The following is an 11,522-nucleotide window of genomic DNA, read 5'->3' on the forward strand; positions in this document are numbered from 1 at the left end:
TCCGCCTGAAAGTCTTTGTCATGCTCACAGGTTTATTATTTTTTTCCATCCCGTATGGCTGTTTTGAGCTCTCAGGCAGATGGTGAATTATCGTTACGCATTGAGTGAGGGTATGCCATGTCAACGATCATTATGGATTTATGCAGCTACACCCGGCTAGGGTTAACCGGGTACCTGGCAAGCAGAGGGGTAAGAAAGAGAGACATCAACGATGCGCACACCGTTGACGAACTCGCAGCCGCTTGTGACGAACTAAAACCAGGCGTGGTGTTTATTAATGAGGACTGTTTCATTCACGATCCAGCCAACAGTCAGCACATTAAGCAAATCATTAATCAGCATCCAAAAACCCTGTTTATTGTTTTTATGGCGATCGCGAATATCCATTTCGATGAGTATTTGTTGGTCCGTAAAAATTTATTGATTAGTTCTAAATCGATTAAACCCGAGTCGCTGGATGACATTCTGGGTGATTATTTGAATAAAGAAGTTAAAAATGTAGGAGCGGTTAACTTGCCCACCCTATCATTAAGCAGGACTGAATCAAGTATGCTGCGAATGTGGATGGCGGGACAAGGAACTATTCAGATCTCGGACCAGATGAATATTAAAGCGAAAACCGTTTCGTCACACAAAGGAAATATTAAACGGAAAATTAAAACGCATAATAAGCAAGTGATCTACCACGTGGTACGCCTGACCGATAATGTGACGAACGGGATTTTCGTCAACATGCGTTAGTCGCTTAAAACCCTGTGCACCCTACCTTTGATCTCTGGCCTGGCCAGAGATTTTTGCTTTCGTGAGGTTGTCGGGCGCGCTGTGCTACCCGACGCCGTGCTAGTCTGCTTTCTCAACAAAAATACCGTCCGGATGCCCCAGTTCGTTAAAAAACCAGATGCCAAGCGGGTAGTCTTCCAGCGATACCAGGTACATGGTGCCTTCACTAAACTCTTCAATTGCCAGTACCACACCCGGGCGGCGCGGCCCACCGTCCGTTTTAACCGTTACCCGATCGTTGACCTTCATACATTCCTCCTCTGGTTTTGAGCCAGTGTAGAACAAAACGCAAAAACGCACATCGCCGCCCGGCGCGAATGGCGCTTTTATCGACAGTCTATACTTATGGTTGGACCCGGCTGAATGAGGAACCCCGTAATGAAGACCGATAAAGCGTACAGCGACACCATCAAGCGCGACGTCGAGGTGGATGTCGATGCCCTGCTGGCCGCCATCAATGAGATCAGCGAGTCAGAAGTCCGCCGCACCGACGACAATTCGGACCGCGTCATCGTCAACGGAAGGGACTATCACACCTATCGTGAGCTGGCCGAAGCCTTCGAGCTTGATATTCACGACTTTAGCGTGTCGGAAGCCAATCGGTAGGACGAAAAAAATCCCGGTCATGGGGATGACCGGGATCAAAACTTGCTTATGCAAGAAGCACTTGAAAATTCGTTACACCAGGAAATCTGATGTACGAGCCACACTATCTCCAACGAATTTGTCTGACAAGCATATATTCTTGGGATGAATATAATATTTTTAACATAATGCTTTTAGTTATGAGGAATAACGCGCGCCGAATGCGGGTTTGCCTGGAATTGTTCCCATTTATCCGGTGACGCGCCTGGTGATTTTTTAAGAATTTTCCTAGAGAGGAAGACACCCCTTACGAGGAGTCGCTATGCCTTCACTGCGGGATAACTTGCTGATTTTTTCTGACCTGGATGGCTCGTTGCTGGATATTCATACCTATGACTGGCAACCCGCCATGCCCTGGCTCGACAGGCTGCTGGATAACCAGGTTCCGGTCATTCTCTGCAGCAGCAAGACTGCGGCAGAGATACTGGATATTCAGCAGGATCTTGGGCTGGAAGGCCTACCGTTTATTGCCGAAAACGGCGCGGTGATTCAGCCTGACGTGCGCTGGGAGAAGGTCCAGCGACAGATACGCGGGACGGTGCATCGGGATATTCGCCCGCGCGTCGAGCACATTCGCCTGCAGACGGGCGCTAAGTTTACCACCTTTGACGACGTGGACGACCACGTCATCAGCGAGTGGACCGGGCTAACGCGCTACCGTTCGGCGCGTGCCCGCAGGCATGAGGCATCCGTCACGCTCATCTGGCGCGATACCGATGAGAAAATGGTTCAGTTTGAAGAGGAGCTGGCGCGCATCGGCCTGAAATGTCTGCAGGGGGCGCGCTTCTGGCATATTCTCGACGCCCGATGCGGCAAGGACGTGGCGGTGAACTGGCTGATTGCCCAGTACCGCGAGCAGGAGGAGATGGACCCCACCACGCTGGGGCTTGGCGACGGTCCCAACGATGCGCCGCTGCTCGACAGCGTCGACTTCGCGGTGGTCATCAAGGGCATTAACCGCCAGGGGATCACGCTGCGGGACGATAACCCCGAGCGGGTTTATCACACCCGGCAGCCGGGGCCCGCGGGCTGGCAGGAGGGGCTGGATCACTTCCTGTCCTGATCCCGCCAGACGACCCGGTTACGCCCGCGCTGTTTGGCCTGATAGAGCCGGGTGTCCGCAATGGACTGCAGCTGTTCAAAATCGTAAAGACCCGCTTCTTCCGCGCTGCTCACCCCCAGCGACGCGCTGATGCGAAGAGTCGTGCTCTTCTTCACCAGGATCTCCTTACTGTTGATCCGGCAACGAATCCGGTCCGCCACTCCCCTCGCCTCCTCCAGGCCGATCCCCGGCAGGACGACACAGAACTCCTCCCCGCCGACGCGCCCTGCCACATCATTCTTGCGTAACGCGCTCGCAATCAGCCCCGCGGTGTGGGAGAGCACCTTATCGCCCGCCTGATGGCCGAAACGGTCGTTGACGTTTTTAAAGTGATCGAGGTCGAGCTGAATCACGGAGACGGGCAGCGACTGCTGACGACAGGTTTCCGTCAGTATTTTGGCGCGATCGAACAGCGCGCCGCGATTATTCAGCCGGGTAAGCGGGTCATGCCAGGCCTGCCACTGGAGCGAATGCTGCAGCGTATACATGTTGCTGACCATGCGGCGAATAACCAGCCACGAGATCAACAGCATGGCGGTAAAGAGCGCCCACAGCAGCGCCAGCACGATGCTGATGCTGCCGAAGTCGTCCTGCACCCCTTCGTGCAGGGTGTGGATCCGCAGGACGACGCCATCGAAGTGATCGAGCCGCTCCCAGCTTACAAATCGGCTTCCGAGGCGGATCCCGCCGCCGGTGGCGTGCTCAATCGCCTGAGCAATCTGCGCCGTTTCGCGTTCGTCAAAATGGTTAACCGGGCTTCCCGCGTGGGCAGAGGTGGCAATCATATTGAGCCGGGTGTCGTACAGCTGGTACTCCCCCTCCGTTCGGTCTTCCGTCGCCTCTGCCAGCAGCTGCTGCATCGTGCTCAACGTGAAATCCATCGCCACGACGCCATACCAGTAGCGATCGTAATAAATGGGCACGCTGGCGGTGATCGTGCGTTCGTCACGGGTCCAGGATGAAGGCGTAGAGATAAACCAGCGCACCGCGCGCGCGCGATTGTTACGCTCGGACTGCTGGGTAAACCAGGACTGGGTCACCAGGTTGTAATAGCGGGCGGTAATATCACCCGCCTGGTCCGGCGTATCGGTTGAAATGAAAAATCCGGCGCGGGAGACGTAGATCACCCGCGCTTCGGTTTGCGCTCTCGACGACGCCAGCCTGAGCAGATACCCCACTTCCAGCGCGGCAGAAATTTCATGGCCGATGCGATCGGCGTCTCGATTGAGAAGCGTGGTTTTTTCAACGAACGCATCCGACACCCCGTTGATCGGAAGAGTGCGTTTTTTATCAACGGCAAGCTGCCAGGTGGGGAGCATGCGGACGGTGTTAAAGCGTGACACCGCATCCTTTAGGACATCAAAGGCCAGCGGCGTCTGGAGTGCATCCCCCATGCCCTGGCGGAAGAACAGCATTCTGTCCACGCTGTTCTGCAGCTCCCTGTCCAGGGAGCTCGCCACCGTATCCAGATGGTTGCGCTGGCTGGAGATGTACGCCTCTTCGAGCACCACCACCTCGCGCCAGGTCAGGAGCGTGGAGAACACCAGAACGAACAGAAAGCAGAGATTAACAATCAATCCCGGATTGCTACGCTTATGCAGCCATTGCAAAAAAGATTGTTTTACAACAAAGGTATCGTGCTGCACACACACTCCCTGATAACGGCCTTACACCCGGTACGTGAGATAAAAACGCCCGGCAAAGCCGGGCGTTATGTGATCAAGCCTTGTCCCGCTTGTGCTGCCCGTCCCCCGGCTGAAGCTCATCTTCACGAAATGCTTCCCGCTTGATGCTGTAGCCATCGTGCCACCGACATTCCACCATTCCGCTGGAATACCCGGTGACGATCATACGTGGGCCGCCCTTTTTAGGCTTAACTTCATCACTGACCAAAAAGACCATACCTGCCTCCTGTATCAGGGTGAAACTGTTTCAATTTAGACGAGGAATGGTCTTTTTGCATCCCATAGCGGGTAACAATTAGTGCGAGGTGCCGCGCAGTTTTTCGACCAGCTTCACCACCGCGACCACGATAGCGCCGATGATAAAGCCCAGCACCAGGTTCAGCAGCGTGGGCAGAATCGCCGCGATAACGGCTCCCTGCGCCGAGGCGAAATGCTCGATGGCATGATGCAGAGGCGCAATGCCGTGAACCACGATCCCGCCTCCTACGAGGAACATCGCCAGCGTGCCCACCACCGACAAACTCTTCATCAGCCACGGGGCCAGTACCAGCAGGCTTTTACCGATGCCTCTTGCCACCGCGCTCGACTTTTCTTCCAGCCAGTAGCCGATATCGTCCAGCTTCACGATCAGCCCCACCAGGCCGTAGACGCCTACCGTGACCAGAATGGCAATGCCGGAGAGGATCAGCACCTGATTCAGGAGCGGCGCGTCGGAGACAATGCCCAGCGTAATGGCCACAATTTCCGCCGACAGGATAAAGTCGGTCCGAATAGCGCCTTTGACCTTATCGCGCTCGAAGGTTTTCGGATCCTGCGCGGCCAGCGCCTCAAGACGCTGCTGGCGCACCTCCGGCGTATCGCTCTGCTTGCGCGCGCTAAGGGAGTGCAGCACCTTCTCCACGCCTTCGAAGCAGAGAAACGCCCCGCCGATCATCAACAGCGGCGTGATGGCCCAGGGAATAAACGCGCTGATCAGCAGCGCCAGCGGCACCAGAATCACCTTGTTCAGGAAAGAGCCTTTCGCCACGCCCCACACCACCGGCAGCTCCCGGTTTGCTCTTACCCCACTCACCTGCTGGGCGTTAAGCGACAAATCATCTCCCAGCACGCCTGCGGTTTTCTTCGCCGCCAGCTTCCCCATGACTGAAATGTCGTCCAGTAAGGTGGCAATATCGTCCAGCAATGTTAATAAGCTACTTCCTGCCAAAGTCTTAATCCTTCATTTTTTTGGTAATTAAGTGAATAGTATGGAGCAAAAGCGCAAACCCGGAAACACCCACCTTACGTCAACAGAAATTTCACATCATCCATACAATTAAAGGTCTCGCCAGCGCGATAGTTTTCGCGTTTACTATCAGCGACCTTTTTATTTCGTCGTGAGGGATTATGCGTTTCCGGCAACTGCTACCGCTCATCGGGGCACTCTTTTCGCTGTACATCATCTGGGGCTCAACCTACTTTGTCATTCGCATCGGCGTGGAGAGCTGGCCGCCGCTGATGATGGCGGGCATTCGCTTCCTTTCGGCGGGCATCCTACTGCTGGCGTTCCTGCTGCTGCGCGGGCATAAGCTTCCCCCGCTGCGGCCGCTGCTCAATGCCGCCCTGATCGGCCTGCTGCTGCTGGCGGTGGGAAATGGGTTTGTGACGATTGCCGAGCACCAGAACGTCCCGTCCGGGATCGCCGCCGTAGTCGTCGCCACCGTACCGCTGTTTACCCTCTGCTTTAGCCGCCTTTTCGGCATCCGCACGCGCAAGCTGGAGTGGCTGGGGATTGGTATTGGCCTGGCCGGCATTATTCTGCTCAACAGCGGGGGCAACCTGAGCGGGAATCCGTGGGGCGCGGTAATTATCCTGATAGGCTCCATGAGCTGGGCGTTTGGTTCCGTCTACGGTTCGCGTATCGAACTGCCGACCGGCATGATGGCCGGTGCGATTGAGATGCTCGCCGCCGGGATTGTGCTGCTGCTGGCCTCCGCGCTGACGGGAGAGAAGCTAGCTGCCCTGCCGCCGCCGTCGGGCTTCCTGGCGGTAGGCTACCTGGCGCTGTTTGGCTCTATCATTGCTATCAACGCCTATATGTTCCTGATCCGCAACGTCTCTCCGGCCGTCGCCACCAGCTACGCCTACGTCAACCCGGTCGTGGCCGTCCTGCTCGGAACGGGGCTGGGGGGAGAAACGCTCTCTCCCGTGGAGTGGATTGCTTTAGGGATCATTGTCTTTGCCGTCGTGCTGGTCACGCTGGGCAAATATTTGCTGCCTGCCAAACCGGTGGTTACGCCTTGCGGGGTAGAGAAACCGTAAGCAGGTGAATGCCCTGCGTGTCGATCTGCGCGGTCTGGCCGCCGCCGCAGATCCACTCTTCCAGCCGTTCGCGCAGATCGGTATCGTTCAGCTTTAATTTGCCTCTCAGCGCACACTCCCAGACGATCAGCACCCGCCAGCCCTGCGCAACAAGCGCAGCGAGATCCCGTTTGTCCCGCTCGACGTTCTTGCCAATCTTCTCCAGCCAGAAATCGGTGCGGGTCGCGGGGACTTTGAACAGGTAGCAGTCGTGATGGTGCCAGAAACAGCCGTGGGTAAAGATGATGCACTGCCAGGCGTCGATGACGAAATCCGGGCGACCCGCCAGGGCGGGATCCTGCACGCGGAAGTCAAACCCCGCCAGCGTCAGCAGCCCGGCAAGGCGCTTTTCGATGGCGGTGTCACGCGTGCCGATGGCCCGCATGTTTTTACTGCGCGTGGCCTTATCGTGAACGTCCGTCATTGACGGCCTTACCCTGACGGAGCGCCGCCGCCTGTCTGATGCGCGAGGCCAGCAGTTTTGCCACCGCCGCGAATGCGGGCACCACCACCGAGTTGCCAAACTGGCGGTACGCCTGGGTGTCCGACACCGGAATACGGAAACCATATCCTTGCGGAGTCTCAAAGCCCATCAGCCGGGCGCATTCCCGCGGCGTGAGGCGTCGCGGACGGTGACGCTGGTTGTGCGGATCGTCAAAATCTTTTTCGCCCAGCGCCTTGTCCCAGCCTCTGTCGATCAGGATTTCCGCGCCGTCCTTGTAGTAGCGCGCGGAGAGCGTGCGGGTAACGCTGTGCGGATCGTTCGGGTTTACCATGCCAAAACCGAAGCCGTTGCCCTTCGCCTGATGCTTCTTGGCATAGCGGTAAAGGTACTTCCACAGGATCGGCGTAAGGATAAATTTCGCGTCGACCACCGGTTCCAGCAGGTCGGCCACCGTAGGGCGGCGCTCGGGATAAAGAGAAGGAATATCCCGCAGGGTGAAATCGCCTTTCAGATTGAGATCGCGGCGGAAGCCCACCAGCACGATACGTTCGCGATGCTGGGGCAGGAAATGTTTCCCATCAATGATTTTAGGGTCATCCGCGCCCGTATCCTGCGAGTCGGCCACGTCATAGCCCAGCTCATCCAGCGTTTGCATGATAATGCGGAAGGTTTTCCCGCCGTCGTGGCTCTTTAAATTCTTAACGTTTTCCAGCACGAAGATGGCCGGGCGGCAGGCATCAATAATGCGCGCCACGTCAAAAAAAAGCGTTCCCTGGGTATCGCAGGCGAAGCCGTGGGCGCGTCCGAGGGCATTCTTTTTGGAGACGCCGGCCAGCGAGAAGGGCTGACACGGAAAGCCTGCCAGCAGCACGTCATGCGCCGGGATGGTCTGACGAATGTGCTCGGCGGCCTGTTCATCGCTCACGCCGCTTTTATGGCTCAGGGTCACGTCGCGGATATCCGCGTTGAAATGGTGCTCGTGCGGATCGCAGTACCAGTTAGCCTTGTAGGTCCGCACGGCGTGCTTGTTCCACTCGCTGGTGAACACGCACTGTCCGCCGATAGCTTCAAAACCGTGTCGTATGCCGCCGATACCGGCAAACAGATCGATAAAGCGGAAGGCATAGTTTGGGTGCGCGGCAGAAGGACGCGGAAGCAGGTTTTGCAGATAACGAAACTCGCCTTCGCTCAGGCGACGCCCCGCGCGTTCGCTGGTCACCAGACGTTTGAGGATCGCCGGGCTCCAGTGGCTCTCGCCGTGCGCCACCAGCAGATTAGCCAGCGTTTTAGCATCATAGATATCCAACAGCTGGCGCAGTAACGCCTGCACCGTTGCCGTTGATTTCTCAGCCTGCTCGGGCGCGGGCTCTGTCACTGATCGATTTTCCTGCATTCTTTTAACCGGAGAATAAAGACTGGAAACAGATTACCACAGTTCAATTGTGCAAACTGCGACGGAAGCGGTTCACCACCTGGCTATCCAGCCCAATGCAGTCACCGCGTAATTCGGCGCTGAGTTTCGCCATAAACTGGATCAGGAAATCGGCATTGTGACGCGCCAGCTCGCGGCCCATTTCCGTTTGCATTGTATCAGGCAATCGCAGCAGCTTGGTCTGAAAATGGTCGAGGGCATACGCCCGGTCGTCGAGGGGACGCGCATCGGCAAAGGGATCGTTGGCATCAAAAAGCGGCACGCCCAGCGCGCCTGAGACGGCAAAGACGCGCGCCAGGCCGATAGCGCCTAACGCTTCCAGCCGATCGGCGTCCTGCACAATTTTGGCTTCCATGCTCTGCGGCGCAATCCCTGCGCTGAAGCTATGCGCTTCAATCGCGTGCGCGACGGCCGCAACATGGTCTGGCGGAAAGTCCGGGAAGTCGCGGCGCAGAATGTCACCCGTTCTAAGCGCCGCGAGCCGTGACGACTGGCTGCGTTCGGGATGGTTTTTCGGCAGGCTGACGATATCGTGGAAATAGCAGGCGGTAAGAACCACCAGCGGCTTCACCGGCTGGTGGACCATGATTTTTTGCGCCGTCATCCAGACCCGACGAAAATGCGAAATATCATGTGCGGTATCGTCGGTGCTGTGGTTTTCCTCAAGCCAGCGCTCAAAAATGTGCTGCCACCCGGCAAGTTCCATCGTCATGTCCTGTTATTTAAAAGAGCGTTAATTATAACACAGCCGAATCAAACAAATTAAAAAATAGAATTAAGAAATACTTAATAATAATTACACCTTATAAATTCAATATATTAATTCATGAGAAAAATATAGAGACCATTAGAAATATTTTGCAATATTTCATAGAACTTAATTACATTTATTTTTGAAACTAAACGCTATCTCCTGGAATAGTATCGACCACGTAATTACGGAGGGTGATTACATATATTCATATAAATTATCTTTAAAGGGAATATATAATGAAAAGAAAAGTTCTGGCAATTCTGGTACCCGCATTATTAATGGCAGGCGCAGCAAATGCGGCTGAGATGTACAACAAAAACGGCAACAAAGTTGATCTGTACGGGAAGGTTGATGCGCGTCATACCTTCTCTGACAACCCGGGCGATGACGGCGACGAAACCTATGTACAGGTTGGTTTCAAAGGCGAAACCCAGATCGCAAATGACCTGATCGGTTACGGCCAGTGGGAATATAAAGTCTTCGCGAACGACACCGAAGGTTCAAATAAATCATATAACCGTCTGGCGTATGCTGGCCTGAAATTTGGCGAATACGGTTCATTTGATTACGGCCGTAATTACGGCGTCGTGTATGACGTTGAAGCCTGGACCGATATGCTGCCCGTATTCGGCGGCGATTCTTACACCTGGACCGATAACTTCATGAACGGCCGTGCTAACGGTCTGGCTACCTACCGTAATAGCGATTTCTTCGGCCTGGTGAACGGTCTGAATTTCGCGCTGCAGTATCAGGGTAATAACGAAGGTGGCCCGCACGAAGATCAAAACGGCAATGTTGTTAATGTTCAGGAAGGCACTAAAAACGGTCATAAAGACGTGCGCTTCCAGAACGGTGACGGCTTCGGTATGTCTACCTCCTATGACTTCTCTGGCGATCTGACCGGCCTGAGCCTGGGTGCGGCATACTCTTCTTCTGACCGTACCAACGAACAAGAGGCTGCGGGCGTAAATAACGCGCACTTTGCCGGCGGTAAAACAGCAGAAGCATGGGCCATTGGCGCAAAATATAATGCCAATAGCATCTATCTGGCGATGATGTACGCTGAAACCCGCAACATGACGCCATACGGTAACTATGGTATTGCGGATCAGACCCAGAACTTCGAAGCGGTAGCACAGTACCAGTTCGACTTCGGCCTGCGTCCGTCCCTGGCATGGGTTTACTCCAAGGGCAAAGACATGACTTATCCTGGCACCGCCAGCCACCCTCAGGGTCAGCATGGTGACATGGATCTGGTTAACTACATTGACCTGGGCATGACCTACAGCTTCAACAAAAACTTCTCCACCTATGTTGATTACAAAATCAACATGCTGGACAACGACGAAAGCTTCTACAAAGCCAATGGTATTTCCACCGACGACATCGTTGGCGTCGGCATGACCTACCAGTTCTAATCTCTAAAAATACCAAAGGCCGCATTTGCGGCCTTTTTTATCTCTTCACGGTCTGTGTTATGGCGCTTCCTGCAGCGCCACGCGGATAAATCCGTTGTTCTGCGCCAGCAGCTCATGGGCTTTCCAGGCGTCCAGACCCGTCAGCACCATCAATACCGCCGTTTTGCAGTGATGATTACAGCTCTCCAGCGCGGCTTTTGCCTGCGCCCGGGAGCATCCCCCCGCCTCCATCACAATGGCGATTTGTCGTTCAGCCCATTTGGTATTGCTTGCCTCAAGATCCACCCGCAGGTTGCTGTATACGCGGCCCGTTCGGACGGCCAGCCCGGTGGCGATCGTCGAGAGGATCATTTTCTGCGCAATCCCCGCTTTGGTGTTGATATAACCTGCGACCACAGCGGGACCCAGCTCCGGAGCGATGACCATGCTTGCCAGCTGCGCGGCTTCACTTTGCGCATCACCGGTAACAATGGCGACCGGTGAACCCAGCGACCACGCATGGCGCATGGCCCCCCAGACCCACGGCGTTTTTCCGCTGACCGTGACCGCCAGCATCATATCGTGTTCACCAAACCTGATGGCCTGCAGATCGGCAACGCCGCGCTCGTAGCTCCCTTCCCCTTCTTGCGCCGTAACGGCAATGACAGGGGTTTTGCCGGGCGCATAGTCATCGGCAACCTGCTGTGCGGCTCGCCCCGACGGCCCCGCGCCCACGATGACCAGGCGACCGCCGTGGCCGAGCGTCGCGGCGGCGTTGTCCACCACGCGGGCGAGAGCTGGTAAACAGGTGGCGATTGCAGCAGAGATGAGTGCATCATCCTGGTGAATGACTTTCAGCATGTCCAGCGTGGACAATCTATCAATATTCATCGTGCTGGCGTGCCGTCTTTCCTTGACCGAACCGGTAAGCATAATGCTCAT

At 55.6% G+C, this 11,522-nt stretch carries 13 protein-coding genes; 5 read left to right on the forward strand and 8 right to left on the reverse strand.

Translation table 11 applies throughout. From position 1 onward, the window contains the following. Positions 1 to 117 precede the first annotated feature (117 nt). A complete protein-coding gene (rcsA, locus tag ACJBF3_RS00115) occupies positions 118 to 741 on the forward strand; it encodes a transcriptional regulator RcsA (protein ID WP_008500313.1) in 624 nt (207 codons plus the stop codon). 99 nt (positions 742 to 840) lie between these two features. On the opposite strand, the gene dsrB is transcribed toward rcsA, so the two are convergent. Next, positions 841 to 1,029, reverse strand: coding sequence for a protein DsrB (dsrB, locus tag ACJBF3_RS00120; protein WP_008500312.1), 189 nt, complete (start codon positions 1,027 to 1,029; stop codon positions 841 to 843). Positions 1,030 to 1,158: 129 nt separating this feature from the next. On the opposite strand from dsrB, the gene yodD reads away from it, so the two are divergent. Both yodD and ACJBF3_RS00130 read left to right on the forward strand, forming a co-directional pair. Beyond that, entirely contained in the window at positions 1,159 to 1,386 is a 228-nt protein-coding gene (gene yodD, locus ACJBF3_RS00125) for a YodD family peroxide/acid resistance protein (protein WP_045328167.1), read from the forward strand. 301 nt (positions 1,387 to 1,687) lie between these two features. Next, positions 1,688 to 2,488 carry a mannosyl-3-phosphoglycerate phosphatase-related protein gene (locus ACJBF3_RS00130; RefSeq protein ID WP_045328166.1) on the forward strand — a complete coding sequence of 267 codons (801 nt, stop codon included), beginning with the start codon at positions 1,688 to 1,690 and terminating at the stop codon, positions 2,486 to 2,488. Here ACJBF3_RS00130 and dgcQ read toward each other — a convergent pair. From dgcQ to ACJBF3_RS00145, 3 genes are all read right to left on the reverse strand, one after another. After that, a complete protein-coding gene (gene dgcQ, locus ACJBF3_RS00135; RefSeq protein WP_045328165.1) occupies positions 2,473 to 4,173 on the reverse strand; it encodes a cellulose biosynthesis regulator diguanylate cyclase DgcQ in 1,701 nt (566 codons plus the stop codon). The genes ACJBF3_RS00130 and dgcQ overlap by 16 nt on opposite strands. A 73-nt stretch (positions 4,174 to 4,246) precedes the next feature. Continuing rightward, a complete protein-coding gene (locus ACJBF3_RS00140; protein ID WP_008500307.1) occupies positions 4,247 to 4,429 on the reverse strand; it encodes a YodC family protein in 183 nt (60 codons plus the stop codon). A 78-nt stretch (positions 4,430 to 4,507) separates the two neighbouring features. Next, the gene (locus ACJBF3_RS00145) at positions 4,508 to 5,419 is read right to left on the reverse strand and encodes a DUF808 domain-containing protein (RefSeq protein ID WP_047716144.1); all 912 of its coding nucleotides are present in this window, start codon (positions 5,417 to 5,419) and stop codon (positions 4,508 to 4,510) included. A 179-nt stretch (positions 5,420 to 5,598) separates the two neighbouring features. On the opposite strand from ACJBF3_RS00145, the gene yedA reads away from it, so the two are divergent. Beyond that, positions 5,599 to 6,513 (forward strand): drug/metabolite exporter YedA, encoded by a 915-nt coding sequence (gene yedA / locus ACJBF3_RS00150; RefSeq protein ID WP_045328163.1) that lies wholly within the window; start codon positions 5,599 to 5,601, stop codon positions 6,511 to 6,513. Here the strand turns inward: yedA and ACJBF3_RS00155 are convergent. From ACJBF3_RS00155 to ACJBF3_RS00165, 3 genes are all read right to left on the reverse strand, one after another. Next, positions 6,485 to 6,976: a very short patch repair endonuclease gene (locus ACJBF3_RS00155; protein ID WP_045328162.1), complete on the reverse strand. Its 492-nt coding sequence runs from the start codon at positions 6,974 to 6,976 to the stop codon at positions 6,485 to 6,487. The two genes, yedA and ACJBF3_RS00155, sit on opposite strands and share 29 nt — an antisense overlap. After that, positions 6,957 to 8,372, reverse strand: a complete 1,416-nt coding sequence (locus ACJBF3_RS00160; RefSeq protein ID WP_045328161.1) for a DNA cytosine methyltransferase — start codon at positions 8,370 to 8,372, stop codon at positions 6,957 to 6,959. The genes ACJBF3_RS00155 and ACJBF3_RS00160 overlap by 20 nt, the downstream gene beginning before the upstream one ends. A gap of 61 nt (positions 8,373 to 8,433) precedes the next feature. Next, entirely contained in the window at positions 8,434 to 9,135 is a 702-nt protein-coding gene (locus tag ACJBF3_RS00165) for a phosphohydrolase (RefSeq protein ID WP_045328160.1), read from the reverse strand. 284 nt (positions 9,136 to 9,419) lie between these two features. Between ACJBF3_RS00165 and ompC the strand changes: the two genes are divergently transcribed. Further along, positions 9,420 to 10,601, forward strand: a complete 1,182-nt coding sequence (gene ompC / locus ACJBF3_RS00170; RefSeq protein ID WP_045328159.1) for a porin OmpC — start codon at positions 9,420 to 9,422, stop codon at positions 10,599 to 10,601. Positions 10,602 to 10,658: 57 nt separating this feature from the next. Here ompC and ACJBF3_RS00175 read toward each other — a convergent pair whose 3' ends face one another. Next, a complete protein-coding gene (locus ACJBF3_RS00175) occupies positions 10,659 to 11,522 on the reverse strand; it encodes an N-acetylmuramic acid 6-phosphate etherase (RefSeq protein ID WP_045328158.1) in 864 nt (287 codons plus the stop codon).

It is taken from the genome of Enterobacter sp. PP-008-ECC_S150, from assembly GCF_045257065.1.
Taxonomy (GTDB): Bacteria; Pseudomonadota; Gammaproteobacteria; order Enterobacterales; family Enterobacteriaceae; genus Enterobacter; species Enterobacter chengduensis.